This is a genomic window from Streptomyces sp. NPDC058045 (assembly GCF_042885635.1).
In the GTDB taxonomy this organism is placed as follows: domain Bacteria; phylum Actinomycetota; class Actinomycetes; order Streptomycetales; family Streptomycetaceae; genus Streptomyces.
On the sequence record NZ_JBHVRR010000021.1, the window covers coordinates 39,273 to 64,297 of the forward strand.

A 25,025-nucleotide genomic window follows, 5' to 3' on the forward strand; every position below is an offset into this window, starting at 1 on the left:
GCCGGCTTCCCGCCCGGAGGAACCCGGCCGTCCCGTGCCTTAGCTTGGTCGCTATGCCTGATACGCCGGAGATTCCGCAGGACGGCGGCGGGACCGCGGGCGGCTCCGGGCCGGGTCCTGAGCCGTCCCCGTGGAGCGCCCGGTGGCGGTCGTTCCGGCGGTCGCCCTTCTACCCGGCGACGGTGCTGCTCCTCATCATCGCCGCCGCCGCGGGCCTCTTCGCCGGCTCCTACACGTACTCGATGGCGAACCCGACGCCGCACCATGTGCCGGTCGGGGTGATCGGCTCCTATCAGCAGGAGCGGGGGCGGGCCTTCGTCGGCGGGATGGAGCAGGCCATGGACGCCTCGCTCTCGCTGCACTCCTACGCCACGATGTCCGAGGCCCGGCACGCCATGGACGAGCAGCGGATCTTCGCCGTCTTCGACGTCCGCGACAACGGGCGCAGGACGGTGCTCGACGTGTCCGGGGCCTCCGGGGCGAGTGTGGCGGAGGTGCTCTCGGAGGCCGGGGTGAAGGTGGGTCGGGCCACCGGGGTGCGGGTGGTGGTGCACGACGTACGGCCGCTCCAGCCGGGCGACCCGCGGGGGCTGGCGATCTTCTACATCTCGCTGGCCTCGGTGATCATCGGCTTCGTGGGCGCGATCCAGCTCAGCGTGCACGCCCGCGACCTCAACCCGCTGGAGCGGATCGCCTTCACCGCCGGCTACTCGCTGCTGGGCGCCTTCACCATCGCGGCGGTGGTGGACTGGGGGCTGGGCGCGCTCGACCTGCCGTTCGCGGAGTCCTGGTCGATCCTCGCGCTCACCCTCTTCACCTCCGGCATGGTCTTCACGATGTTCAACACCCTGGTCGGGAAGTGGGCGATGGTCCCCACCTGGGGGCTGATGGTGCTGCTGGGCAACCCCTCCTCGGGCGGTGCCGTGTCCTGGCCGCTGCTGCCCTCGCTGCTGGGTACCGTCGGGCGCTGGCTGCCGCCCGGCGCGTCGGTCAACGCCCAGCACACCGCGGTCTACTTCGGCGGCCACCAGCACGCGTTCCCGTTCCTGGTGCTGGCGGCGTGGGCGGCGGTCTCCTGTGCCGTGTTCTGGGTGTGGCGGCACCGGCATCCCGGTGGGCGGGAGACGGTGCCGGCGGATCTGGCCGGGCCTCGCGGGTAAGCAGCGCTCCGACCTGCGGGTTCCTGGGCCTTGCCCATAAGGACCGTATAAAAGTTGAGTCTGCTCGACTCATGCCTGTTGACGTTCCGGGATCCGTCGTGCATTCTTGAGCCTGTTCCACTCAAGTCATCTGGAGGAATCGAAATGGCACGTGCGGTCGGCATCGACCTGGGCACGACTAACTCCGTCGTCAGCGTTCTGGAGGGCGGTGAGCCCACCGTCATCACCAACGCAGAGGGCGCCAGGACCACGCCGTCCGTCGTCGCCTTCGCCAAGAACGGCGAGGTGCTCGTCGGCGAGGTCGCCAAGCGCCAGGCGGTCACCAACGTCGACAGGACCATCCGGTCGGTCAAGCGCCACATGGGCACCGGCTGGAACGTCGACATCGACGACAAGAAGTTCAACCCCCAGCAGATCTCCGCGTTCATCCTGCAGAAGCTGAAGCGGGACGCGGAGTCGTACCTGGGTGAGAAGGTCACCGACGCGGTGATCACCGTCCCGGCGTACTTCAACGACTCCGAGCGGCAGGCCACCAAGGAGGCCGGTGAGATCGCGGGCCTCAACGTCCTGCGCATCGTCAACGAGCCCACCTCCGCGGCCCTGGCGTACGGGCTGGAGAAGGACGACCAGACCATCCTGGTCTTCGACCTCGGCGGCGGCACCTTCGACGTCTCGCTGCTGGAGATCGGCGACGGCGTGGTCGAGGTGAAGGCGACCAACGGCGACAACCAGCTCGGTGGCGACGACTGGGACCAGCGCGTCGTCGACTACCTGGTCAAGCAGTTCAGCAACGGCCACGGCGTCGACCTGTCCAAGGACAAGATGGCGCTCCAGCGGCTGCGTGAGGCCGCCGAGAAGGCGAAGATCGAGCTGTCCTCGTCCAGCGAGACCACGATCAACCTGCCCTACATCACGGCCTCCAGCGAGGGCCCGCTGCACCTGGACGAGAAGCTCACCCGCGCCCAGTTCCAGCAGCTCACCTCCGACCTGCTGGACCGCTGCAAGACCCCGTTCCACAACGTCATCAAGGACGCGGGCATCCAGCTCACCGAGATCGACCACGTGGTCCTGGTCGGCGGCTCCACCCGGATGCCGGCCGTCGCCGAACTGGTCAAGGAACTGACCGGCGGCAAGGAGGCCAACAAGGGCGTCAACCCGGACGAGGTCGTCGCCATCGGCGCCTCGCTCCAGGCCGGTGTCCTCAAGGGCGAGGTCAAGGACGTCCTGCTGCTCGACGTCACCCCGCTGTCCCTCGGTATCGAGACCAAGGGCGGCATCATGACCAAGCTGATCGAGCGCAACACCACGATCCCGACGAAGCGTTCGGAGATCTTCACCACGGCCGAGGACAACCAGCCGTCCGTGCAGATCCAGGTCTACCAGGGCGAACGCGAGATCGCGGCGTACAACAAGAAGCTCGGGATGTTCGAGCTGACCGGTCTGCCGCCGGCGCCCCGCGGCGTCCCGCAGATCGAGGTGTCCTTCGACATCGACGCCAACGGCATCATGCACGTGACCGCGAAGGACCTCGGCACGGGCAAGGAGCAGAAGATGACCGTCACCGGTGGCTCCTCGCTGCCGAAGGACGAGGTCGACCGGATGCGCCAGGAGGCCGAGCAGTACGCGGAGGAGGACCACCGCCGCCGCGAGGCCGCCGAGTCCCGCAACCAGGGCGAGCAACTCGTCTACCAGACGGAGAAGTTCCTCAAGGACAACGAGGACAAGGTCCCGGCCGAGGTGAAGACCGAGGTCGAGGAGGCCGTCGGCGAGCTGAAGGAGAAGCTCAAGGGCGAGGACAGCGCGGAGATCCGCACGGCCACCGAGAAGGTCGCCGCCGTCTCGCAGAAGCTGGGCCAGGCCATGTACGCCGACGCCCAGGGTGCGCAGGCCGCGGGCGGCGCCGAGGGTGCCGCGCAGGGCAAGGCCGCGGACGACTCCGCTGACGACGTCGTCGACGCCGAGATCGTCGACGAGGACCGCAAGGACGGTGCCGCGTGACAGAGGAGACGTCGGGCTTCGACGAGAACGAGCCCGCTGATGTCTCCTCCGGCGCCACCCCCGACGACGCCGAGCCGACGGCCGCCGAGTCCTCCAAGGAGGGCGCGGCGGCCCCGGCCGGGGACTCAGCGACGGCCGGCCTGACGGCCCAGCTGGACCAGGTGCGTACCGCGCTCGGTGAGCGCACCGCGGACCTCCAGCGGCTCCAGGCCGAGTACCAGAACTACCGCCGCCGGGTGGAACGCGACCGTGTCTCCGTCAAGGAGATCGCGGTGGCCAACCTCCTGAGCGAGTTGCTGCCGGTGCTCGACGACATCGGCCGCGCCCGTGAACACGGCGAGCTGGTGGGCGGGTTCAAGTCGGTGGCCGAATCCGTGGAGACGGTCACCGGGAAGATGGGGCTGCAGCGGTTCGGCGAGGAGGGCGAGCCCTTCGACCCGACCATCCACGAGGCCCTGATGCACAGTTACGCACCGGACGTCACCGAGACCACGTGCGTGGCGATCCTGCAGCCGGGGTACCGCTTCGGCGAGCGCACCATCCGCCCCGCGCGGGTGGCCGTCGCCGAACCGCAGCCGGGGGCGCAGACCGCGGGCGGCGACAAGGCGGAGACCGCAGAGGGCGACGTGGAAGCGGCGTCCGCGGACACCGCCGAGAAGGACAACGGTGGCCCGGACGAGGGCTGACGCGACCGGTGTGCCGGCCGGGGGACCGGCCGGCACATCGGACGCATCCGCATCCGGGACGGCCGCACACGCACAGACGGCACGGAAGGAGGGGCGTCGGGGATGAGCACCAAGGACTACATCGAGAAGGACTACTACAAGGTTCTCGGCGTCCCCAAGGACGCCACCGAAGCCGAGATCAAGAAGGCGTACCGCAAGCTCGCCCGCGAGAACCACCCCGACGCCAACAAGGGCAACACCCGCGCCGAGGACCGCTTCAAGGAGATCTCCGAGGCGAACGACATCCTCGGCGACCCCAAGAAGCGCAAGGAGTACGACGAGGCGCGCTCGCTGTTCGGGAACGGCGGCTACCGGCCGGGTCCCGGCGCGGGTGGCGGCGGCTCCTTCAACTTCGACCTGGGCGACCTCTTCGGAGGCACCCCCCAGGGCGGCACCGCGGGCGGCACCGGCGCCGGCGGATTCGGCGGCGGACTCGGGGACGTCTTCGGAGGACTCTTCAACCGCGGCGGCACCGCGGGCACCACCCGCACCCAGCCGCGCCGCGGCCAGGACATCGAGTCCGAGGTCACCCTCAGCTTCACCGAGGCGGTGGACGGGGCGACGGTCCCGCTGCGGATGTCGTCCCAGGCGCCCTGCAAGGCGTGCTCCGGCACCGGCGACAAGAACGGCACCCCCAGGGTCTGCCCCACCTGCGTCGGCACCGGCCAGGTCTCCCGCGGCGGCGGTGGCGGCTTCTCGCTGACCGACCCGTGTGTGGACTGCAAGGGCCGCGGCCTCATCGCGGAGGACCCGTGCGACGTCTGCAAGGGCTCCGGCCGCGCCAAGTCGTCCCGCACCATGCAGGTCCGCATCCCCGCCGGCGTCTCCGACAACCAGCGGATCCGGCTGCGCGGCAAGGGCACCCCCGGTGAGCGCGGCGGCCCGGCGGGCGATCTGTATGTGGTGGTGCACGTCGACCCGCACCCCGTCTTCGGGCGCCGGGGCGACAACCTCACCGTCACCGTGCCCGTCACCATCACGGAGGCGGCGCTGGGCGGCGAGGTCAAGGTGCCCACCCTCGGCGGCCCGCCGGTCACCCTGAAGCTGCCGCCCGGCACGCCCAACGGCCGCACCATGCGCGCCCGCGGCAAGGGCGCGGTACGCAAGGACGGCTCTCGCGGGGATCTGCTGGTCACCGTCGAGGTGGCGGTCCCGCTGGATGTGCAGGGCGCGGCGCGGGACGCACTGGAGGCGTACCGCGAGGCGACCTCGGCCGAGGATCCGCGGGCGGAGCTGTTCAAGGCAGCGAAGGGAGCGTGACGCAATGGACGGCCGTCGCAGGGAGAGCTCGTTCGGGCGGGGCTACTCGCTGACCGATGACACCCCGGTCTATGTCATCTCGGTGGCCGCCCAGCTCAGCGGTCTGCACCCGCAGACCCTGCGTCAGTACGACCGGCTGGGTCTGGTCTCGCCGGACCGTACCGCCGGCCGCGGCCGGCGGTACTCGGCCCGGGACATCGCGCTGCTGCGCCAGGTGCAGGCCCTGTCCCAGGACGAGGGCATCAACCTGGCCGGCATCAAGCGCATCATCGAGCTGGAGAACCAGGTCAGCGCCCTTCAGTCGCGGGTCGCGGAGCTTCAGTCCGCGGTGGACGGCGCGGCCGCCGCGATGCGGCAGCGCGAGGCCGCCGTGCACGCCTCCTACCGCCGGGACCTGGTGCCGTACCAGGAGGTCCAGCAGACCGGTGCGCTGGTCGTCTGGCGGCCCAAGCGCCCCGCGGACTGAGGGAGTTGACGCCTGACGCGGTTCGGGCGCGGCGCGTTCAGGCCCGGCGGGGGAGTGCCTTCTCGAACCAGTGGTGTGCGTAGGGCTCGTCGTTGAAGGCGGGGACCTCGGTGTAGCCGCTGCTGCGGTAGAGGCGGGTGGCGGCCTCCAGCGCCTTGTTGGTGTCGAGCCGGACGAGTCCGCTGCCGTGCTCGGCGGCGCGCAGTTCCAGTTCGGTGAGGAGGCGGCGGGCCAGGCCGAGACCTCGGGTACCGGGCGCGACCCACAGCCGTTTGATCTCGGCGGGCGCATCGGCCGGCAGCTTGAGCCCGCCGCAGCCCACCGGCTCCCCGTGCAGCCTGGCGACGAGGAACTGGCCGCGCGGCGGCCGGAGTTCACCCGGATCGGGCAGCTTGCTCCGCGCCGGATCGAAGCCGCTGTCGAAGACCTGCTGCAACTCGGCCGCGTAGGCGCGCAGGCAGTACGCGGCGTCCGGATGGTCCGGGTCGAGTGCTTCCAGGGTGACCACGGAGGCGGTGAGCAGCCGCTCGACCTCGGCCATGGCCTCGGTCAGCCGGTCCCGCTGCCGGGTGTCGAGCGGGTCCAGCAGGGAGGCTGCGAGGGTGTCGCTGCGCTCGTCGAGCAGGGCCCGTTCCGCCCGTCCGGCCTCGGTGAGCCGCACGGTGCGCACCCGCCGGTCCCGCGGATGCGGCTGGACGGTGATCAGGCCGTCCCGCTCAAGTGCCCTGAGCAGCCTGCTCAGATAGCCGGAGTCCAGCGCGAGCCGGTCCCGGATACCCCGGACGTCGTGGGCGTCCCCGTCGCCGATCTGCCAGAGGACCCGGGCCTGGCCGTAGGGGCGCGCGCCGCCCAGATAGCGGTCCTGGAGGACGCCCACCCGCTCGGCGACCGTCCGGTTGAACCTCCGTACCTGCGCCACCTGCGCGAACCGTTCCCCAGCCATTCTCTGACTCTAGTCAGGTATCGCCGGAGGGGGCAAACGCCGAGTTGTTCCGATGGGCGGCGGGGTGGCTCAGCGGTCCTCCTGGAGGATTCCCGAGCGGCCGATGAGATAGCCGAGCTGGGCCCGGTTGCCGCTGCCGAGGGTGGCCGCCAGCTTGGCGATGTGCACCCGCACGGTACGGACGTTCATCCCGAGGCGGAGGGCGATCCGTTCGTCGGTGAGGCCCTCCACCAGGAGCTGGGCGATGGCGAGTTGGCGGGAGGTGACGCCCTCGGCGGACTGCCGCGGCGCGGGCCCGGGCACCGGCCACATCGGCTCCGCCAGCCGCCAGAACCGCTCGAACATCACCGCCAGGTACCGCAGCAGCCCGGGGTGCCTGATCTCCAGGGCGTCGGTGTCGCCGGTGCCCAGCGGGATGTAGGCGCAGGCCCGGTCGACCATGATCATCCGGTCGGTGACCTCGTCCAGGGTCCGTACCTGGACGTCGCCCCGGAGCTGCTCGTAGTGGGCGAGGACGGGTGGGGAGTGGCGGGCGGTGTGCTGGTAGAGGGTGCGCATCCGGGCGCCGCGGGAGAGGGGTCCCTGCTCCCGCGGGAGGGCGCCGGCGAGCAGGTCGGGGGAGCGCTTGCCGCCCGGCTGGATGGTGAGGAGCTCCACCGAGGCGGTGGCGCAGGCGAGCCCGATCGCGGAGTCGATCCGTTCCAGGCCGCGCAGTGCGGTCACCCCGGAGGACGCCCCGGGGCTCTGGTCCGAGGTCAGGAAGCGCTCGAAGACATCGGCCAGTGTGGTCTCGCGCCGGCGGCGCCGCGCGATGTCGTCCTCCATGGTGCGCAGCAGCCGGGGCAGGGTGACGGCGGGGGAGGTGGGCAGCAGCCGCTGGTCGTCGTCGCGGTCCGGGTGCAGCAGCCCGAACTCGACCAGGCAGGGTGCCTCCGCCGCGGCCGGGCGGTCGATGCCCCCGGCCCGTACCGCCTCCGCGTACAGTTCGGTGCCGGCCTCGCACAGCTCCTCGACGCCGTGCGGGTGGGTGGTGGCCCGGGGGGCGGGGCTTCGGTCGGGGGTGCTCATCCCTGCTGGTCCAGGATGCCGGATCGGGCTATGAGGAAGCCGAGTTGGGCGCGGCTGCCGCTGCCGAGGGCCGCCGCCAGCTTGGCGATGTGCGCGCGGCAGGTCCGTACGTTCATCCCCAGCCGGCGGGCTATGGCCTCGTCCACGTGGCCCTCGACGAGGAGCTTGGCGATGGCGCGCTGGACCCCGGTGATGCCGTCCGGCCGGGGGTCGTAGGGGACCTGCTCGACCAGGGGGACGGCCCGGCTCCAGAGCTGCTCGAAGACCTTGCGGAGGTAGGTGACGAGGCTGGGATGGCGTAGTTCCAGGGCCAGTTCGTCGTTGCCGGCGGGGATGAAGGCGACCGTGGTGTCGCAGATGATCAGCCGCTCTATCAGCTCCTCCAGGGTGCGGATCTGCACCCGCCCGTCGGCCATGCTGTCGACGTAGGCCATGGTGCCCTGGCTGTGCCGGACGGTGTGCTGGTAGAGGGTGCGGATGGTGACGCCGCGGTCGGTGAGGGGGCGGTCGCGTTCCAGGGCCTGGCTGAGGATGTGCTCGCTGCGGCGCCCGCCGGGCTGGACGGTGAGCATCTCGGTACGGCACTCGGCGGTCGCCACGTTGAGCGCGGCGTTGATGCGGTCGATGCCCTCAAGCACGGTGATGGCGTGGGTGGGCGCGGGGCTCTGCGCGCTGATCGCCATGAACGGCTCGAAAGATTCGGTCAGTTCGATGGACACGCGCCGCCGTTCCAGTATTTCGCGTTCCAGCGGTTGCAGGCGCTGGGCGAGGGCGACCGACGGCGGAACGGGACGCAGCCAGTTCGGATCGTCGGGATCGGGCAGCAGAAGTGCGAATTCGAGCAAGCACGGAGCGGTTTCCACTTCGGCGCGGCTGATGCGTCCGGCACTGAGAGCGCTTGCATAGAGCTGCGTTCCCGTGTCGCACAGCGCGGACACCGAGTGGGGATGTGTCTCTTTTGCGGCTTTAGTGTTCAAATCTCCACCCCCCAGGGTCTTGAACGTGCAAGAACATGATGCATCGCTCCTGTGGCGCTGACGTGGCTGAATGAGCCATCGTCTTCTTGCACCGGGGAAGAGGACTTATCAAGTGAGGACGAAGCCGACTATGTACAGGAAAATGCTTCGCTCGGTACTTGCGATCGCTTTCTCCGCGGTTGTTGCCGGTGCGGCATTCGGTGCCCTCGGTGACGCGCCCGCCTCGGCGGGACCGGACAGCCGTACGTCGACGGTGCAGGCGTTGCCCGGCGACAGCGGCTGGGGCACCGCCTCGCCCAACGACAGCGGCTGGGGCCACATCGCCCCCGCCTCCGCGCCGACCTCCCGAGACGCATGACCACCCCGCCCGACGACCGCTCCTTCCGGCGCGAAATGGCCACGGCCTACCGCTCCGGGTGGCACTTCGTCGACCTCGTCACCGCCATCCCCCACGACGGTGACTCGCTGACCGTGACCCTCTTCGGTGAGCCGGTCGTCGTGGCGCGGGATGGTGAGGACGGCATCAAGGCGTACCGGTGCCTGCGCAAGCCGCGCGGCGCCCCCCGCCCGGTGCGCTGTGCCGTCCGATACGGAATGATCTTCGTGAACCTCGATCAGCGGGACCACCGGCTGGCCGGCCCCGAGGTCCCCGGAGTCCCAGAAACCATCTCCGCCACCCCCCGAAGCGCCTGACGCGATCCCCCCGTCATACAGATCGCCCAGGCGCTCCCCCCGAAGCGGCGCCACTGTGAACCTGAGTCACGGTGGCGCCGCTGGCGTTTTCGCCCCCGGTCCGCGGCCGGTCAGACGTTGCCCGTGGCGCCGGTGAGGGCGATCTCCACCAGGACGCGGCGCGGGTTGGGGCGGGGCGGGTGTCCGTAGCGCTCGGCGTAGCGGTGCTCCGCGTCGGCGATCAGCTCCGGTTCGGTACGCAGTACGGCGCGGCCCTCCAGCGTGGCCCAGTGCCGGCCCTGGAACTGGCAGACGGCGACCGGTGCGCCGTCCGGCCCGTCCTGGGCGGCCCGGATGTGGGCCGCCTTCCGGCTGGTCCCGGAGGTGAGGACGCGGGCGAGGCCGGCGTCCGGGTCGTAGGTGACGCCGACCGGGACCACGTGCGGGGTGCCGTCGGGCCGGAGGGTGGTCAGGGTGCAGAGGTGCCGCTCCCGCCAGAAGTCGAGGAACGGCCGGTCGGGCCTGCGGGGGTCGCGTCGGCGGGTGGGCATCTCCGGAACATATCGGCCGCGGGGGCGCGTTCATCGGCTTGAGTGGAGTAGACTCAACTTTGTACACGCCGATGGAGTCATATCCGGAGCGACGACGAGGAGGAGACCGCACACGTGGACGCCGAGCTGACCAACAGGAGCCGTGACGCGATCAACACGGCCACCAACCGGGCCGTGAAAGAGGGGCACCCCGACCTCACCCCCGCCCATCTGCTGCTGGCCCTCCTGGCTGGCCAGGACAACGAGAACCTGGTCGACCTGCTGGCCGCCGTCGGCGCCGACCAGGCCGCCGTACGCACCGCGACCGAGCGGGTCCTCGCCGGGCTGCCCAGCGTCACCGGATCCACGGTGGCCCCGCCGCAGCCCAACCGCGAGCTGCTGGCCGTCATCGCCGACGCCGCCGAGCGGGCCCAGGAGCTGGGCGACGAGTACCTGTCCACCGAGCACCTCCTCATCGGCACCGCCGCCAAGGGAGGGGCCGCCGCCGAGGTGCTCACCGGCCACGGCGCCACCCCGCAGAAGCTGCTCACCGCGTTCCGGAACAACAGGGGAGGACGCCGGGTGACCACTCCCGACCCGGAGGGCCAGTACAAGGCCCTGGAGAAGTTCGGTACCGACTTCACCGCCGCCGCCCGCGAGGGCCGGCTGGACCCGGTCGTCGGCCGGGACCACGAGATCCGCCGCGTGGTGCAGGTGCTGTCCCGCCGTACCAAGAACAACCCGGTGCTGATCGGTGAGCCCGGCGTCGGCAAGACCGCCGTCGTGGAGGGCCTGGCGCAGCGCATCGTCAAGGGCGATGTGCCGGAGTCCCTGAAGAACAAGCGGCTGGTGTCGCTGGACCTCGGGGCGATGGTCGCGGGCGCCAAGTACCGCGGCGAGTTCGAGGAGCGCCTGAAGACCGTCCTCTCCGAGATCAAGGACAGCGACGGCCAGATCATCACCTTCATCGACGAGCTGCACACCGTGGTCGGCGCGGGCGCCGGCGGCGACTCCGCGATGGACGCGGGCAACATGCTCAAGCCGATGCTGGCCCGCGGCGAGCTGCGCATGGTGGGCGCCACCACCCTGGACGAGTACCGCGAGCGCATCGAGAAGGACCCGGCGCTGGAGCGCCGCTTCCAGCAGGTGCTGGTCGCGGAGCCCACCGTGGCCGACTCGATCGCCATCCTCCGCGGACTCAAGGGCCGCTACGAGGCCCACCACAAGGTGCAGATCGCGGACAGCGCCCTGGTCGCCGCCGCCACCCTCTCCGACCGGTACATCACCTCCCGCTTCCTGCCCGACAAGGCCATCGACCTGGTGGACGAGGCCGCCTCCCGGCTCCGGATGGAGATCGACTCCTCCCCGGTCGAGATCGACGAACTCCAGCGCGCCGTCGACCGGTTGAAGATGGAGGAGCTGGCCATCGGCAAGGAGACCGACGCCGCCTCCCTGGAGCGCCTGGAGAAGCTGCGCCGCGATCTCGCCGACAAGGAGGAGGAGCTGCGCGGCCTCACCGCCCGCTGGGAGAAGGAGAAGCAGTCCCTCAACCGCGTCGGCGAGCTGAAGGAACGCCTGGACGACCTCCGCGGCCAGGCCGAACGCGCCCAGCGCGACGGCGACTTCGACACCGCCTCCAAGCTGCTCTACGGCGAGATCCCCACCCTGGAACGGGACTTGGAGGCCGCCTCGGAGGCCGAGGAAGAGGCCGCCCGGGACACCATGGTCAAGGAGGAGGTCGGCCCGGACGACATCGCGGACGTGGTCGGCTCCTGGACCGGCATCCCCGCCGGCCGCCTCCTGGAGGGCGAGACGCAGAAGCTGCTGCGGATGGAGGAGGAGCTGGGCCGCCGCCTCATCGGGCAGACCGAGGCCGTGCAGGCCGTGTCCGACGCGGTGCGCCGCAGCCGGGCCGGCGTCGCCGACCCGGACCGGCCCACCGGCTCCTTCCTCTTCCTCGGCCCCACCGGCGTCGGCAAGACCGAGCTGGCCAAGGCCCTCGCCGACTTCCTCTTCGACGACGAGCGCGCCATGGTCCGCATCGACATGAGCGAGTACGGCGAGAAGCACAGCGTGGCCCGGCTGGTCGGGGCGCCCCCCGGCTATGTCGGCTACGAGGAGGGCGGCCAGCTCACCGAGGCGGTCCGCCGCAGGCCGTACTCGGTGGTGCTGCTGGACGAGGTGGAGAAGGCGCACCCGGAGGTCTTCGACATCCTGCTCCAGGTGCTGGACGACGGCCGCCTCACCGACGGCCAGGGCCGCACCGTCGACTTCCGCAACACCATCCTCATCCTCACCTCCAACCTCGGCTCCCAGTTCCTGATGGACCCGGTCACCAGTGACGAGGAGAAGAAGCAGCAGGTACTCGAAGTGGTGCGGGCCTCCTTCAAGCCGGAGTTCCTCAACCGCCTGGACGACCTGGTGGTCTTCTCCGCCCTCGGCAAGGAGGAGCTGGCCCGGATCGCCCGCCTGGGCGTCGAACGGCTCGCCGCCCGGCTCGCCGAGCGCCGCCTCACCCTCGACGTCACCGAGTCCGCCCTCGCCTGGCTCGCCGAGGAGGGCAACGACCCGGCGTACGGTGCCCGGCCGCTGCGCCGCCTCATCCAGACAGCCATCGGGGACCGCCTGGCCAGGGAGATCCTGGCCGGAGAGATCAAGGACGGGGACACGGTCCGGGTCGACGCCTTCGGCGACGGCCTGCTGGTCGGCCCCGCCACAGGTAAGACCCTCTGATGACCGGCCCAAGTCAGGGGTCACTCCGACCGGGGCGGGGGTTGCGGCCCCCCGCCCCGGATGGGGGAGGATTGGAGGGCATCCGTACGAAGGGAAATCACGGTGAGCATCGACCCGTCCTCGATTCCGAATTTCGGGGGCCAGCAGCCCGAGCCGCAGCCCCAAGGACCGGCGGGCCCCGTCGTCCCGGACCAGGATCTCGTCAAGCAGCTCCTGGACCAGATGGAGCTCAAATACGTCGTCGACGAAGAGGGTGACCTCGCGGCGCCGTGGGAGGAGTTCCGTACGTACTTCATGTTCCGCGGCGAGGACGACCAGCAGGTCTTCTCGGTGCGGACGTTCTACGACCGGCCGCACAAGATCGAAGAGAAGGTCCGGATCCTGGAGGCCGTCGACGACTGGAACCGCCGCACCCTGTGGCCCAAGGTCTACAGCCACACCCACGACGACGGCACCGTCCGCCTCATCGGCGAGGCGCAGATGCTGATCGGCACCGGCGTCAGCCTGGAGCACTTCGTGTCCTCCACGGTGAGCTGGGTGCGCGCGGCGATCGAGTTCGACCGCTGGGTCGTGGAGCAGTTCGGTCTGGAGAAGGACGTCGACTCCGCCTCCGGCGAGGAAGACAAGCCCGAGTCCGACGACTGACGGCGGCTCCGCAGACAGAGCAGCCAGAGCAGACAGAGAGGGCCCGTTCCCCCGGATCTCTCCGGGGGAACGGGCCCTCCGCGCAAGCCGGTTGGCCTCCTGGGCCGCCACCCGGCGCCGCCGCCACACCGAAGCCGAGCACCGCCGCGCCCAGGCCCGCGCCAAGGCCGGGACCAGACACCGCGGCCACTGACCCCCGGCGCCCGAGGGGGATGCGCGGCTTACCCCTTCGCCAGCCCCCGAAGCCGCTCGGCCGCCGTCTCCAGGACCTCCCGCCTCTTGCAGAACGCGAAACGGACCTGGGCACGGCCGGCCCGCGGATCGTCGTGGAAAACCGCGTTCGGCACGGCGACCACCCCGCACCGCTCCGGGAGGGCCAGACAGAACGCGACGCCGTCCTCCTCGCCGAGCGCCGCGACATCCGTGGTGATGAAGTACGTGCCCTGCGGCCGGTACACCTCGAAGCCGGCCGCGGTCAGCCCCTCCGCGAGAAGATCCCGCTTGCCCCGCAACTCCTCGCGGAAACCGTGGAAGTACGCCTCGGGCAGCCGCAGCGCCTCCGCCACCGCGTACTGGAAGGGACCCGCGCTGACGAAGGTCAGATACTGCTTGGCGGTGCGCACGGCGGCGACCAGCGCCGGCGAACCGGTCACCCAGCCGACCTTCCACCCCGTGAAGGAGAAGGTCTTGCCCGCGGAGGAGATGGAGACGGTGCGCTCCCGCATACCCGGCAGGGAGATCAGCGGAAGGTGCTCGCCCTCGAAGACCAGGTGCTCATAGACCTCGTCGGTGACCACCAGCAGATCGCGCTCCACCGCGAGCCGGGCGATGGCCTCCGCCTCCTCGCGGGTGAGGACCGAACCGGTCGGATTGTGCGGGGAGTTGAGCAGCAGCAGCCGGGTGCGGGGCGTGACGGCGTCCCGTAGCGCGTCCAGGTCGGGACGGAAGTCGGGGGCGCGCAGGGTGAGGGGGACGCGGACCGCGCCGGCCATGGCGATCCCGGCCGCGTAGGAGTCGTAGAAGGGCTCGAAGGCGATGACCTCGTCGCCGGGCTCCAGCAGCGCGAGCATGGCCGCCGCGATCGCCTCCGTCGCCCCCGCGGTGACCAGCACCTCCGTGTCGGGGTCGAAGCTCAGGCCGTAGAAGCGCCGCTGGTGCTCGCTGATCGCCTCCCGCAGCTCGGGCACACCCGGGCCCGGCGGATACTGGTTGCCCCGCCCGTCCCGCAGCGCCCGCACCGCCGCCTCACGGACCTCCTCCGGGCCGTCCGTGTCCGGGAACCCCTGCCCCAGATTGATCGCCCCCGTCCGCACCGCCAGCGCCGACATCTCGGCGAAGATCGTCGACCCGTGCCCCGCCAGTCGCCGATTCAACAGCGGCCTGGAGCCCTCGTTCCCACCCGGAGTGCTTCCACCCGGAGTGCTTCCGCCTGGAGTGCTTCCACCTGGAGTCATGGCCGCCATCCTGGGCCGAACCTCTGGACTTCCTCAACTCCGCTTTGCCCTGCCGTCGCCGTGGGCATCCAACTCGCACACGGCGCTCCGGGCGGGCGGAAGGACACGCGACACACGGACCCGGGCGCCGTGAGCCGGCCGCATCGGGCGGCCGACGGGGGACAGAAAGGAGGGGTGGCCATGGTGGCGATCATCCTCATCGCGATGATCTTCCTGATCGGTATCACCTTCGTCATCAAGATGGCGTCGTCCGGTTCCGGGGTCGGTTCCGGCGGCGGTGGTTCGTCCAGCGGCGATTCGTCCGGCGGCAGTTGGTGGGCGGGGGACAGCGGGGGCGGTGACTCCTCGTCCCACCACGGTTCAGGCGGTGGCTCGCACGGCGGCCACTCCTGCGGTGGCGGTGGCGGCCACTCGTCCTGCGGGGGAGGCTCCTCGTGCGGCGGTGGCGGCTGCGGAGGCGGAGGCGGCTGCGGCGGAGGCGGCTGACCCGCACCTGCCAGGCCGTACGGCATGAGTGCCCGGTGGGGCGGTAACCCCCGCCGGGCATCGCTGTGTTGAGGCGGCGGCGGGCGTCGTACAGACGAACGGCCGGACGCACTACGGAGTGAAGTGGTGGTCCCAAGTCCCTCAGAGGGATGGAAACCAGGCCAACTTGCCTGAAAAAGCTGTGGAAGACGCACTGTTCGTGATTCCCTTTTATCCGTCAATGCGCCCTCGGACACAGCTCGTGGGCACGAGCCGGCACTCGGATCCCCGAAGTGCGATCGGGATCCCCCAGACGTCCCTGGGCGGCCTCCCGGGATGCCACCGAGGGGCCCCACCCTCGCCCAACTCGGGCGGTACCGGCCTCACTTCCATTGCGTCGCCAGCGGAGCCGACCCATGCTCACGACCCTGAACACCACCTACACCGACACCCGTGCGGCCGATCTGGCCTGGGCGCTGGGGCGCGAGCCGCTGCCCGCCCTCGACACCCTCGACCTCGAACTCGACGCCGGACACATGCAGTTGAGGTTGCTGGGCGCCTCCCACCAGGTCATCCTCGAAGAACCGAACGGCACTTGCTCCGAGACCGTGGCCTGTATGCCGGGCCGCTGCTCCCCACTGCCCCTGGGCGTGGCCCGCCAGATCGGCGGCCGGGAGTACGAGTTCGCCGCCCGGGTGGAGATGCTGACGGCCAATCAATTCTCCACTCGCGCACAGGAGTTGATCGCCCTGGTCGCCGACCACCCACGCGGTCTCGCCGGCGTCTTCCCCGGCAGCCCTCACGCCTTCACCGCCCTGCTGGCCCGCGTCCAGGACGACGGCCTGGTGCAGTGGCGCACCTGGCACGCCTACCCCCAGGACGGCCAACTCGTCACCACCCGCACCCGGTTGGCGGCCCGCGTACCCGCCGCGGTCCCCGCCTGCGGGTGACGTTCCGCGCGTGATCGAGTCGCATACGCCGGTCCCGTCCCGGCCGCCGATGTCCGAGACGGGGCCGGCGCGGCTGCCGGTCGGCCCCACCGCGGGCCGCTTCCTCGTCCTCACCGGCGCCTTCGTCTGCGCCGCCTGCGGCCTGGTGTACGAACTCGAACTCGTCGCCCTCGCCTCGACGTTGATCGGGGACACCGTCACCCAGACCTCCGTGGTGCTGTCCGTGATGGTCTTCGCCATGGGCGTCGGCTCCCTCGCCGCCAAACGCCTGCGGCACCGCGCCGCCGCCGGCTTCGCCGCCCTGGAGGCCCTCCTCGGCCTGGTCGGCGGGTGCAGCGCGATGGCCCTCTACGCGGCCTTCGCCTGGACCGGCGGCGTCTGGCCGGGCGGCTCCCGCTGGCTGCTCGCCGGCTTCTCCCTCACCATCGGCGTCCTCATCGGCGCCGAGGTGCCCCTGCTGATGGTGCTGATCCAGCGGGTGCGGCGGCAGGACGCGGGCGGCGCCGTGGCCGACCTCTTCGCTGCGGACTATGTGGGCGCCCTCATCGGCGGCCTCGCCTTCCCGTTCGCCCTGCTGCCGCTCCTCGGCCAGCTCACCGGCGCCCTGCTCACCGGCGCCGTCAACACACTCGCGGGCGGGGCGCTCGTGCTGGGCCTGTTCCGCGGCGACCTGTCCCGCCGGGGCCGCCGCGCCCTGCTCGCCGCCAACCTCGCCGTACTCACCCTCCTCACCGCCGCCGCGCTCACCGTCGACGACTTCGAAGCCGCCGCCCGCCAGGCGGTGTACGGCCCGCAGGTGCGGCTCGCCGCCCGCTCCGCCGACCAGGACATCGTCCTCACCGGCCACGGCGAAACGTTCTCCCTCTACGTCGACGGCCGCCTCCGCCGCCCACCGAGGCACCTCGCCCGCCCCGCCCTCGACGGCCCGCACCGCCGGGTCCTCATCCTCGGCGGCGGCGACGGACGCACCGCCCGCACCGTCCTCACCATCCCCGGCGTACACCGCGTCGACCTCCTCGACCCGGACCCGGGCCTGGTCCGCCTCGCCCGCACCGACCCCGCCCTCACCCGCCTCAACCACCACGCCCTCGCCGACCCCCGGCTGACCTCCACCGCCGGCGACGTACTCACCCGCCTCCGCACCCACCCCGGCCCCTACGACGTCATCCTCTGCGACCTGCCCGCCCCCGGCACCGCCCCCACCCTCTACGCCGCGGAGACGTACGGCCTCCTCGCCCGCGCCCTCAGCCCCGGCGGACGGCTCGCCGTTCACACCGGCCCCGCCCGCACCCCCGCCCTCGCCACCGTCACCGCCACCCTCCGCGCCGCCGGCCTCCACCCCACCCCGTACACCACCGCAGGCCAGGGCTACGTACTCGCCACCCGCACCCCCCGCCCCACCCCCGTCCCGCACCCCGCCACCGATCTCCCGCCCCGCACCCCGTCCACCCTGCTCCATCCCCGCTACGGCAGTTGATTCCCGGTCCCACGGGTGTACGCGGGCGCCCGTGGGTAGGCTCCGTTGCCATGGAGCATGAGGTGTTCGTCCCGGCAGCGGCAGGGCCTCTGCGGCAGGCCCTGGCCGATCCCCATCGGGTGGCCCGCGCCATTCCCGGCCTTCAGCAGGACGCGGGCGAGCCACCCCTCACCGGCCGGCTCAAGGTCCGTATCGGCAGCAGCTCGATCACCTACCGCGGCACCCTCCGCGTCGAGGCGGAGCCCGACGGTACGTACACCGTCCACGGTGAGGCCGAGGAAGCACGCGGCGAGGGCACCGTCACCCTCACCCTCACCGTCCGCCTCACCGAGACCCCCGAGGGCACCACCCTCACCATCACCGGCGGCGCGGAAGCCACCGGCCGCCTGGCCTCCGTGCCCCCCGACACAGCCCGCACCGCAGGCCACCGCCTCCTCCAACGCTGCGCCACATCCCTGGCGGAAACCCCGGCCCCCACCGAGCCGGATGAGGAACCCGCCCCGGAACCCGAGCCCCCGTCCGGCGAGGACGCCCCCGCGGAAGCAGCCCACGCCCGGCGCACCATGATCGGACGCAGCGCGGAAGAGGTCGACCACGCACCCCCCCGCGGCCGCTACGCACCGGTCCCCGTACCCGAGGCGTTCCCCGCGGGCGCCGCCCTCCGCTGGGCAGCCCCCGCCGCCGCAGCCGCAGTAGCCGGAGCCATCATCCTGACCCGGGCCCTCCGCAGAAGACACTGACCGGCGAACCCGAGAAAGCCGAAAACGCACCGAAGGGGGTGCGGGGCGATGTCCGCCCGCAGGAGCCGGTGCAAGCAGGCGTCAGCCCGACGTCCGACGTCCACGTACCGGCTCCGAGGACGGACATCCCCCCACACCCCCGCCCCACGCGAAACCGCACCGGCGCAAAACGCACCGGCGCAAAACGCACCGGCGCAAAACGCACCGGCGCAAAACGCACCGGCGCAAACCGCACCGGGGTAAACGCGCACCGCCAACCCGCACAGGCGAAAGCGAACCGCACCTCCCACCCACGTAGGGTCTGCCAGGTGATGACTGAGGATGTGGTCCTGTCCACCGCAGGCGCCGAAGCCGTGGTGCGCCCGGCCAACGGCTGCCGCGTATCGAGCCTCCGAGTACAGGACGTGGAACTGCTGCGGCAAGGCGACCACTACGGCTGCTTCCCCATGGCCCCCTGGTGCGGCCGCATCAGAGACGGCCGCTTCCGCGAGGGCGCCACCGTCCACCAGATGCCCCTGAACGACCCCCCGCACGCCATCCACGGCACCGCCCGCGACGCCCCCTGGCGCACCGCCCGCACCACCAAGGACGAGGCAGTCTTCACCTACGACCTGACCGACCCCTGGCCGTACCCGGGCCGCGTCACCCAGGTCGTCACCCTCACCCCGGACTCGCTCACCCTGTCCCTGGCCGTGGAGGCCCACGAGTCCTCGTTCCCGGCGCAACTCGGCTGGCACCCCTGGTTCCTGCGCGGGCTGGCCGGCGACGACCCCCATCTCGCGGGCGCCCGCGTCGACTTCGCCCCGGCCTGGCAGGAGGAGCGCGGCCCCGACCACCTGCCCACCGGCCAGCGGATCGACAAGCGCCCCGGCCCCTGGGACGACTGCTTCGGGATGCCGGACGGCGTCGACGTGTCGGTGACCTGGCCGGGCCGCCTCCGGCTGGACGTGACCTCCCGCGAGCAGTGGGTGGTGGTCTACGACGAGCAGGACGAGGCGGTGTGCGTGGAGCCGCAGACCGGCCCGCCGGACGGCCTGAACACCACACCCCGCCTGGTCACCCCCATCGACCCGCTGGAGGCGACCACCACGTGGACCTGGCACCACCTCTGACCGCCCCGGAATCTAAGCTGGCAGGCATGACGGACGACGCACGCGGCAGCCTGCTGCAGCAGATCAGGGACAAGGCCGTGGTGCACGGCAGGGTGACGCTCTCCTCGGGCCTGGAGGCCGACTACTACGTCGACCTGCGCCGGATCACCCTGGACGGGGAGGCGGCACCGCTGGTCGGCGAGGTGCTGCTGGAGCTGACCGCGGGGCTGGACTTCGACGCGGTCGGCGGCCTGACGCTGGGCGCCGACCCGGTGGCCGCGGCGATGCTGCACGCGGCGGCGGCCCGCGGTCGCCGCCTCGACGCCTTCGTGGTGCGCAAGGCCGCCAAGGCGCACGGCCTCCAGCGCCAGGTGGAGGGCCCCGACATCAAGGGCCGCCGGGTGCTGGTGGTGGAGGACACCTCGACGACGGGCAGCTCACCCCTGACCGCGGTGCAGGCGGTACGCGAGGCGGGCGCGGAGGTGGTGGCCGTGGCGACCATCGTGGACCGCGCCACGGGCGCCGCCGAAAAGATCACCGAAGGCGCGGGCGTCCCCTACCTCTTCGCCTACGACAAGGACGAACTGGGCCTCACCTGACCCAAAGCGCACCACACAACGCACCGCCGACGCGCACCGCGAGCGCACCCCGCGACGGCGCCCCGCCCGCCCAGGCCGCCCCGCGCCACGCAGCGGCCCACCCGCGACACGACGGGCTCCCCCACGCCCCCCGCCGTCTGGGAGGATGGGCACGACGATGATGTCGCTGCCCGAGAGTCACACCTGAGAACCACCCGGGAGCACCCCGCCCGACGCCACCGCATCCGCCCCCCGAAGGCGCCCGCAGGGGCCTCCGCGGCCAGGACGCCGGGCCGGTACGTACTCACCCGCACATCACAAGGAGCGGACAGATGCCCATCGCAACCCCCGAGGTCTACAACGAGATGCTCGACCGGGCAAAGGCAGGCAAGTTCGCCTACCCGGCGATCAACGTCACCTCTTCGCAGACCCTGCACGCCGCGCTGCGCGGCTTCGCCGAGGCGGAGAGCGACGGCATCGTCCAGATCTCGACCGGCGGCGCCGAGTTCCTGGGCGGCCAGCACAGCAAGGACATGGTGACGGGCGCCGTCGCGCTCGCCGAGTTCGCGCACATCGTCGCGGCGAAGTACGACATCACGGTGGCGCTGCACACCGACCACTGCCCCAAGGACAAGCTGGACGGCTATGTCCGGCCGCTGCTCGCGGTCTCCGAGGAGCGGGTGAAGTCGGGCCGCGACCCGCTCTTCCAGTCCCATATGTGGGACGGCTCCGCCGAGACCCTCGCCGACAACCTGGCCATCGGCCAGGAGCTGCTGGCGCGGGCCGCCGCCGCCAAGATCCTCCTGGAGGTGGAGATCACCCCGACCGGTGGTGAGGAGGACGGCGTCTCACACGAGATCAACGACTCCCTCTACACCACGGTCGATGACGCGATCCGCACCGCGGAAGCACTGGGCCTCGGCGAGAAGGGCCGCTACCTGCTCGCCGCCTCCTTCGGCAATGTCCACGGCGTGTACAAGCCGGGCAACGTGGTGCTCCGCCCCGAGCTGCTGAAGGAGCTGAACGAGGGCGTCGCCGCGAAGTTCGGCAAGCCGTCCCCGTTCGACTTCGTCTTCCACGGCGGCTCCGGCTCCTCCGAGGAGGAGATCCGCACCGCGCTGGAGAACGGCGTGGTGAAGATGAACGTGGACACCGACACCCAGTACGCGTTCACCCGCCCCGTCGCCGGCCACATGCTGGCGAACTACGACAGTGTGCTGAAGGTGGACGGCGAGGTCGGCAACAAGAAGCAGTACGACCCGCGCACCTGGGGCAAGCTCGCCGAGGCGTCCATGGCCCGCCGCGTCACCGAGGCCTGCGCCAACCTCCGCTCCACCGGCACCCGCCTCAAGTAGCGACCGCCGCCTCCGGGCCCGGCACCCCGCCCACCGGGGGGTGCCGGGCCCGCGGTGTGCGGGGCGGGCCGGGTGGGAGACTCGGAGGTATGGCCATTCACGAAAACCTGCTGGGGGGACCTCCCCCCACCCATCTGCCCGACGACCCGGAGCCGCGCGAGCTGCTGGCGAACGGCACCGCCCCGGCGGACGTCGCCGCGAAGTACCCGACGTCGTCCCTCGCCTGGGCGCAGCTCGCCGACGGGGCCTTCGAGGCGGGCAGCGTGGTCGAGTCGTACGCCTACGCGCGCACCGGGTACCACCGGGGGCTGGACTCGCTGCGGCGCAGTGGCTGGAAGGGGCACGGTCCGGTGCCCTGGGAGCACGAGCCGAACCGCGGCTTCCTGCGGGCGCTGCACGCGCTGGCGCGGGCCGCGGACGCGATCGGCGAACGCGAGGAGTACGAGCGCTGCTCGCAGTTCCTGAAGGACTCCTCACCGACGGCCGCCCAGACCCTGGGCTGACCCGGGGCACTCCGCTCCACCGCCCCCGTCCGGACAGCCGGGCCGGCCGGACGGGGGCCGGGGCGACCGGGGGCGGCCGGTGCCCGTGCTGGTAGCGTCCCGGCGGAGAGTCCGCCGCGGGGAGGGTGTGCAACATGCCGGACGACGCCTGGCGGAGCGAGGGTGCCGCGCGCGACGCGGCGGAGGAGCGCTCCCTGCTGGCGCACCCCCCGGTACCGCCCGACGCCACCGCCTCCTACGGCGACCACCCCGATCAGGTGGTCGACTTCTACGCCCCGCACCCCGGCCCCGCCGAGGGCCCCGTCCCGCTGGTGGTGCTGCTGCACGGCGGTGCCTGGCGGGCCCCCTACGACCGGCGCCATCTCAGCCCGTTCGCCGCGCTGTTGGCGCGCCGCGGCTTCGCGGTGGCCAATGTCGAGTACCGGCGCGGACGGCCGCTTCCGGAGCCGGGCGGTACGGCGCCCGCCGGTCGCTGGCCGGAGACCTTCGACGACGTGGCCGCGGCCTGCGACGCGCTGCCGGAGCTGGCCGCCGCCGCCCTGCCCGCGGCCGACCCCGGGCGCACCGTCCTCGCCGGGCACTCCGCCGGCGGCCACCTCGCGCTGTGGGCCGCCGCCCGCCATGTGCTGCCCGCCGACTCGCCCTGGCACATCCGGCGCCCGCCCGCCCTGCGCGGGGTGGTCGCACTCGCCCCCATCGCGGACTTCCGCACCGCGGAGGAACTCGGCGTCTGCTCCGGCGCCGCCGGCCAACTCCTAGGCGGCCCCGGGCAGTTCGAGGCCCGCCTGCCGTACGCGGACCCGGTGGCGCTGCTGCCGACGGGCATCGCCACCACCGTGGTGCAGGGCCGCCTGGACACCGAGGTGCCCTGCGAGGTGGCCCTGGCCTTCGCGGACGCGGCGGCCCGCGCCGGCGAGCTGCCCGGCCTGACCCTCCTCGACGGCACCGGCCACTACCCGCTGATCGACCCGTCGTCCGACGCGAGCGCCACAGCCGCCGAGGAGATCGCCCAACTCGCCTGGTGAGTACGCCAGTTCCGCCCATCCGCCTCTCTGGAGACACCGTCTAGTACCTGAGAGGGACCTCCGCGGACCCTACTGGGAGGGGACGACCGGGGCGGGGTGCGCGGCCTACGGTGCTGGGGTGACCGAGAACCCTACCCAGCGGCTGTCCGACAGCCCCGAGTACCGCTTCACCGCGGGCCTCCTGCGCGGACTCCGCGGCGACCTCATAGACGGGGCCTTCGCCTACCGGCCCCTGCCGCCCCTCGCCCCCGACTCGCCGGTGGTGCGCCGGCTGCCCGCCCGCTGGTCGCACCGCACGGTGTGGCTGCCGCACGCCCTGGTGGGCGGTATGGCGCTGCTGGTCCTCTTCGCCGGCGCCACCCGTTCCGGAATCGGCGGCAACATCTTCGAGACCGGTGCCCACCTCTTCGCCAGCCTGCTGCCGACGGCGGCCGTACTGCTCACCCTGGTACGGCCGTTGGGCGCCTTCTGGCTGTCGCTGGCCATCACCCCGTTCCTCAGCCAGCTCGCCGGGGACTGGGACATGTGGCCGTGGACACTCGCCGGTTTCCTCGCCCATCTGACCGTGCTGACGGTGGTGACGGCGCGCACCCGGCCCCGTACCGGTGGCTGGATGTGGCTGCTGACCGCGCTCTTCGCGGCGGTCATCACCGCGCTGTGGGAGCCGTTCTCCGGCTCGAACGCCTTCGGCCTGCTCTTCCTCTCCGCGCTGGTGCTGCTCTGCGTCACCGTGGTGCAGACCCGGCGGCAGGCACGGCAGGACGTCACCGCCCAGCAGCAGGTCACCGCCGTGGAACGCGGCCGCCGCACCCTGCTGGAGGAGCGCACCACCATCGCCAGGGAGCTCCACGACGTGGTGGCGCACCATATGTCGGTGGTCGCCATCCAGGCGGAGGCCGCCCCCTACCGGGTGGAGAACACCCCGCCGGAACTCGCGCAGGCCTTTGTCACCATCCGGGAGAACGCGGTGGCCGCGCTGGCCGAACTCCGCCGGGTCCTCGGGGTGGTTCGCGCCGAGGACCAGGAGGCGCCGGACGCCCCGCAGCCCACCCTCGCCGATCTGGACGCCCTCCTCGCCAATGTGCGGCAGGCCGGGCTGGACGCCGAGCTGGTGGTGACCGGGGCCGCCCGCGGCCTGCCGCAGGGCGTCGAACTCTCCGCGTACCGCATCGTGCAGGAGGCGCTCAGCAATGTGCTGCGCCATGCGCCGGGTGCCGCCGCGAAGGTGGAGATCGGCCATGTGCTGGGCGGCCTCGGCCTCCGTATCGTCAACGGCCCGCCGACCGGCCCCGTCCCGCCCTCCCCGGGCGCCGGGCACGGGGTCACCGGTATGCGGGAGCGGGTGTCCATGCTGGACGGCGAGATGACGGCGGGCCCGGCCGAGGACGGCGGTTACGAGGTGGCGGTCTTCCTGCCGGTCCCGCCCGCCCCCACCACCGAGGAACCCGGGAAGGAAGCGGTATGACGGTACGGGTGCTGATCGCCGACGACCAGATGATGGTGCGCGAGGGCTTCTCGGTACTGCTGAACGCGATGCCGGGTATCGAGGTCGTCGGCGAGGCGGTGAACGGCCGGGAAGCTGTCGACCGGGTACGCGAACTCGCCCCCGATGTCGTCCTGATGGACATCCGGATGCCCGAACTCAACGGCATCGACGCCACCCGCGAGATCGTCGCGGCCGACGCCGACGCGAAGGTCCTGGTCCTCACCACCTTCGACCTGGACGAGTATGTGTACCAGGCGCTGCGCGCGGGCGCCTCCGGCTTCCTCCTCAAGGACGCCTCTGCCCGCCAACTCGCCGACGGCGTACGGGTGGTGGCCTCCGGTGACGCACTGCTGGCGCCCGCGGTGACCCGTCGGCTGATCACCGAGTTCTCCCGGCTCGCCGAGACGCCCCGCCCCACCGCCGGCTCCCCGGACGCCTTCGGCGACCTCACCGAACGCGAGACCGAGGTACTGATACTGATCGCGCAGGGCCTCTCCAACGGCGAGATCGCCGCCCGTCTCGTCGTCGCCGAGTCCACCATCAAGACCCACGTCAGCCGCGTCCTGGTCAAACTCGACCTCCGCGACCGCACCCAGGCCGCGGTCTTCGCCTACGAGGCCCGCCTGGTCACCCCGGGCTGACCACCGCCAAACCCCGGTCCCGCTCACCCATCCGGGTGATCACACTGCGAACCGCCGTTCGTACGGCCGCGGCCCCGGCACAG

General features: G+C 71.8%; 24 protein-coding genes. 19 read left to right on the plus strand and 5 right to left on the minus strand.

Features of this window, described 5'->3' with window-relative positions; genetic code table 11:
- The first annotated feature begins 53 nt into the window (after positions 1-53).
- The 5 genes from ACFVST_RS15365 to ACFVST_RS15385 all read left to right on the plus strand — a co-directional run bounded on the left by ACFVST_RS15365 (position 54) and on the right by ACFVST_RS15385 (position 5,609).
- Positions 54-1,160 carry an ABC transporter permease gene (locus tag ACFVST_RS15365; protein ID WP_390151004.1) on the plus strand — a complete coding sequence of 369 codons (1,107 nt, stop codon included), beginning with the start codon at positions 54-56 and terminating at the stop codon, positions 1,158-1,160.
- Positions 1,161-1,304: 144 nt separating this feature from the next.
- Positions 1,305-3,158: a molecular chaperone DnaK gene (gene dnaK / locus ACFVST_RS15370; protein ID WP_390151007.1), complete on the plus strand. Its 1,854-nt coding sequence runs from the start codon at positions 1,305-1,307 to the stop codon at positions 3,156-3,158.
- The gene (gene grpE / locus ACFVST_RS15375; RefSeq protein WP_390151010.1) at positions 3,155-3,844 is read left to right on the plus strand and encodes a nucleotide exchange factor GrpE; all 690 of its coding nucleotides are present in this window, start codon (positions 3,155-3,157) and stop codon (positions 3,842-3,844) included. Before dnaK ends, grpE begins: the two co-directional genes overlap by 4 nt.
- Before the next feature lie 102 nt (positions 3,845-3,946).
- A complete protein-coding gene (dnaJ, locus tag ACFVST_RS15380; protein ID WP_390151013.1) occupies positions 3,947-5,143 on the plus strand; it encodes a molecular chaperone DnaJ in 1,197 nt (398 codons plus the stop codon).
- 4 nt (positions 5,144-5,147) lie between these two features.
- Complete coding sequence (locus ACFVST_RS15385; protein ID WP_390151017.1) at positions 5,148-5,609, plus strand: heat shock protein transcriptional repressor HspR; 462 nt, start codon at positions 5,148-5,150, stop codon at positions 5,607-5,609.
- Positions 5,610-5,646: 37 nt separating this feature from the next.
- Here the strand turns inward: ACFVST_RS15385 and ACFVST_RS15390 are convergent, their stop codons facing one another.
- The 3 genes from ACFVST_RS15390 to ACFVST_RS15400 form a co-directional block, all read right to left on the minus strand.
- Positions 5,647-6,552, minus strand: a complete 906-nt coding sequence (locus tag ACFVST_RS15390; protein WP_390151020.1) for a GNAT family N-acetyltransferase — start codon at positions 6,550-6,552, stop codon at positions 5,647-5,649.
- Positions 6,553-6,621: 69 nt separating this feature from the next.
- A complete protein-coding gene (locus ACFVST_RS15395) occupies positions 6,622-7,620 on the minus strand; it encodes a LuxR C-terminal-related transcriptional regulator (protein ID WP_390151023.1) in 999 nt (332 codons plus the stop codon).
- Positions 7,617-8,597 (minus strand): helix-turn-helix transcriptional regulator, encoded by a 981-nt coding sequence (locus ACFVST_RS15400; RefSeq protein ID WP_390151026.1) that lies wholly within the window; start codon positions 8,595-8,597, stop codon positions 7,617-7,619. Before ACFVST_RS15400 ends, ACFVST_RS15395 begins: the two co-directional genes overlap by 4 nt.
- Positions 8,598-8,951: 354 nt before the next feature.
- Between ACFVST_RS15400 and ACFVST_RS15405 the strand changes: the two genes are divergently transcribed.
- Entirely contained in the window at positions 8,952-9,290 is a 339-nt protein-coding gene (locus tag ACFVST_RS15405; protein ID WP_390151029.1) for a hypothetical protein, read from the plus strand.
- Positions 9,291-9,400: 110 nt separating this feature from the next.
- Here ACFVST_RS15405 and ACFVST_RS15410 read toward each other — a convergent pair whose 3' ends face one another.
- Positions 9,401-9,820: a pyridoxamine 5'-phosphate oxidase family protein gene (locus ACFVST_RS15410; protein ID WP_390151032.1), complete on the minus strand. Its 420-nt coding sequence runs from the start codon at positions 9,818-9,820 to the stop codon at positions 9,401-9,403.
- A 114-nt stretch (positions 9,821-9,934) separates the two neighbouring features.
- On the opposite strand from ACFVST_RS15410, the gene clpB reads away from it, so the two are divergent.
- Positions 9,935-12,532: an ATP-dependent chaperone ClpB gene (gene clpB, locus ACFVST_RS15415; RefSeq protein WP_390151035.1), complete on the plus strand. Its 2,598-nt coding sequence runs from the start codon at positions 9,935-9,937 to the stop codon at positions 12,530-12,532.
- 102 nt (positions 12,533-12,634) lie between these two features.
- Positions 12,635-13,177: a YbjN domain-containing protein gene (locus ACFVST_RS15420; RefSeq protein ID WP_390151037.1), complete on the plus strand. Its 543-nt coding sequence runs from the start codon at positions 12,635-12,637 to the stop codon at positions 13,175-13,177.
- A gap of 221 nt (positions 13,178-13,398) precedes the next feature.
- On the opposite strand, the gene ACFVST_RS15425 is transcribed toward ACFVST_RS15420, so the two are convergent.
- On the minus strand, positions 13,399-14,631 hold the full coding sequence (locus tag ACFVST_RS15425; RefSeq protein WP_390151040.1) for a pyridoxal phosphate-dependent aminotransferase: 1,233 nt from the start codon (positions 14,629-14,631) through the stop codon (positions 13,399-13,401).
- Between the two features lie 180 nt (positions 14,632-14,811).
- Between ACFVST_RS15425 and ACFVST_RS15430 the strand changes: the two genes are divergently transcribed.
- The 11 genes from ACFVST_RS15430 (at position 14,812) to ACFVST_RS15480 (ending at position 24,942) form a co-directional block, all read left to right on the plus strand.
- Positions 14,812-15,117 (plus strand): hypothetical protein, encoded by a 306-nt coding sequence (locus ACFVST_RS15430; protein ID WP_390151043.1) that lies wholly within the window; start codon positions 14,812-14,814, stop codon positions 15,115-15,117.
- A gap of 395 nt (positions 15,118-15,512) precedes the next feature.
- Positions 15,513-16,046, plus strand: a complete 534-nt coding sequence (locus ACFVST_RS15435; protein ID WP_390151045.1) for a DUF2617 family protein — start codon at positions 15,513-15,515, stop codon at positions 16,044-16,046.
- Between the two features lie 10 nt (positions 16,047-16,056).
- Positions 16,057-17,523 (plus strand): spermidine synthase, encoded by a 1,467-nt coding sequence (locus ACFVST_RS15440; protein ID WP_390151048.1) that lies wholly within the window; start codon positions 16,057-16,059, stop codon positions 17,521-17,523.
- 50 nt (positions 17,524-17,573) lie between these two features.
- Positions 17,574-18,263 carry an SRPBCC domain-containing protein gene (locus ACFVST_RS15445; protein ID WP_390151051.1) on the plus strand — a complete coding sequence of 230 codons (690 nt, stop codon included), beginning with the start codon at positions 17,574-17,576 and terminating at the stop codon, positions 18,261-18,263.
- 311 nt (positions 18,264-18,574) lie between these two features.
- Positions 18,575-19,375, plus strand: a complete 801-nt coding sequence (locus ACFVST_RS15450) for an aldose 1-epimerase (RefSeq protein WP_390151054.1) — start codon at positions 18,575-18,577, stop codon at positions 19,373-19,375.
- Positions 19,376-19,401: 26 nt separating this feature from the next.
- Positions 19,402-19,953, plus strand: coding sequence for an orotate phosphoribosyltransferase (pyrE, locus tag ACFVST_RS15455; RefSeq protein WP_390151057.1), 552 nt, complete (start codon positions 19,402-19,404; stop codon positions 19,951-19,953).
- Between the two features lie 311 nt (positions 19,954-20,264).
- Entirely contained in the window at positions 20,265-21,287 is a 1,023-nt protein-coding gene (fbaA, locus tag ACFVST_RS15460) for a class II fructose-bisphosphate aldolase (protein ID WP_390151060.1), read from the plus strand.
- A gap of 89 nt (positions 21,288-21,376) precedes the next feature.
- Positions 21,377-21,790 carry a DUF3151 domain-containing protein gene (locus tag ACFVST_RS15465; RefSeq protein WP_390151063.1) on the plus strand — a complete coding sequence of 138 codons (414 nt, stop codon included), beginning with the start codon at positions 21,377-21,379 and terminating at the stop codon, positions 21,788-21,790.
- A gap of 134 nt (positions 21,791-21,924) precedes the next feature.
- Complete coding sequence (locus tag ACFVST_RS15470; RefSeq protein WP_390151065.1) at positions 21,925-22,815, plus strand: alpha/beta hydrolase; 891 nt, start codon at positions 21,925-21,927, stop codon at positions 22,813-22,815.
- Between the two features lie 118 nt (positions 22,816-22,933).
- The gene (locus ACFVST_RS15475) at positions 22,934-24,280 is read left to right on the plus strand and encodes a sensor histidine kinase (protein ID WP_390151068.1); all 1,347 of its coding nucleotides are present in this window, start codon (positions 22,934-22,936) and stop codon (positions 24,278-24,280) included.
- Positions 24,277-24,942: a response regulator gene (locus ACFVST_RS15480; RefSeq protein ID WP_390151071.1), complete on the plus strand. Its 666-nt coding sequence runs from the start codon at positions 24,277-24,279 to the stop codon at positions 24,940-24,942. Before ACFVST_RS15475 ends, ACFVST_RS15480 begins: the two co-directional genes overlap by 4 nt.
- Positions 24,943-25,025: the final 83 nt, after the last annotated feature.

What these genes read in the sequence shown, in the direction of transcription:
- ACFVST_RS15365 (WP_390151004.1), top strand. Translation starts at nt 54, where the DNA reads ATGCCTGATACGCCGGAGATTCCGCAGGACGGCGGCGGGACCGCGGGC.
- dnaK (WP_390151007.1), top strand. Translation starts at nt 1,305, where the DNA reads ATGGCACGTGCGGTCGGCATCGACCTGGGCACGACTAACTCCGTCGTC.
- dnaJ (WP_390151013.1), top strand. Translation starts at nt 3,947, where the DNA reads ATGAGCACCAAGGACTACATCGAGAAGGACTACTACAAGGTTCTCGGC.
- ACFVST_RS15385 (WP_390151017.1), top strand. Translation starts at nt 5,148, where the DNA reads ATGGACGGCCGTCGCAGGGAGAGCTCGTTCGGGCGGGGCTACTCGCTG.
- ACFVST_RS15390 (WP_390151020.1), bottom strand. Translation starts at nt 6,552, where the DNA reads ATGGCTGGGGAACGGTTCGCGCAGGTGGCGCAGGTACGGAGGTTCAAC.
- ACFVST_RS15395 (WP_390151023.1), bottom strand. Translation starts at nt 7,620, where the DNA reads ATGAGCACCCCCGACCGAAGCCCCGCCCCCCGGGCCACCACCCACCCG.
- ACFVST_RS15405 (WP_390151029.1), top strand. Translation starts at nt 8,952, where the DNA reads ATGACCACCCCGCCCGACGACCGCTCCTTCCGGCGCGAAATGGCCACG.
- ACFVST_RS15410 (WP_390151032.1), bottom strand. Translation starts at nt 9,820, where the DNA reads ATGCCCACCCGCCGACGCGACCCCCGCAGGCCCGACCGGCCGTTCCTC.
- ACFVST_RS15425 (WP_390151040.1), bottom strand. Translation starts at nt 14,631, where the DNA reads ATGACTCCAGGTGGAAGCACTCCAGGCGGAAGCACTCCGGGTGGAAGC.
- ACFVST_RS15430 (WP_390151043.1), top strand. Translation starts at nt 14,812, where the DNA reads ATGGTGGCGATCATCCTCATCGCGATGATCTTCCTGATCGGTATCACC.
- ACFVST_RS15435 (WP_390151045.1), top strand. Translation starts at nt 15,513, where the DNA reads ATGCTCACGACCCTGAACACCACCTACACCGACACCCGTGCGGCCGAT.
- ACFVST_RS15445 (WP_390151051.1), top strand. Translation starts at nt 17,574, where the DNA reads ATGGAGCATGAGGTGTTCGTCCCGGCAGCGGCAGGGCCTCTGCGGCAG.
- ACFVST_RS15450 (WP_390151054.1), top strand. Translation starts at nt 18,575, where the DNA reads ATGACTGAGGATGTGGTCCTGTCCACCGCAGGCGCCGAAGCCGTGGTG.
- pyrE (WP_390151057.1), top strand. Translation starts at nt 19,402, where the DNA reads ATGACGGACGACGCACGCGGCAGCCTGCTGCAGCAGATCAGGGACAAG.
- fbaA (WP_390151060.1), top strand. Translation starts at nt 20,265, where the DNA reads ATGCCCATCGCAACCCCCGAGGTCTACAACGAGATGCTCGACCGGGCA.
- ACFVST_RS15465 (WP_390151063.1), top strand. Translation starts at nt 21,377, where the DNA reads ATGGCCATTCACGAAAACCTGCTGGGGGGACCTCCCCCCACCCATCTG.
- ACFVST_RS15470 (WP_390151065.1), top strand. Translation starts at nt 21,925, where the DNA reads ATGCCGGACGACGCCTGGCGGAGCGAGGGTGCCGCGCGCGACGCGGCG.
- ACFVST_RS15480 (WP_390151071.1), top strand. Translation starts at nt 24,277, where the DNA reads ATGACGGTACGGGTGCTGATCGCCGACGACCAGATGATGGTGCGCGAG.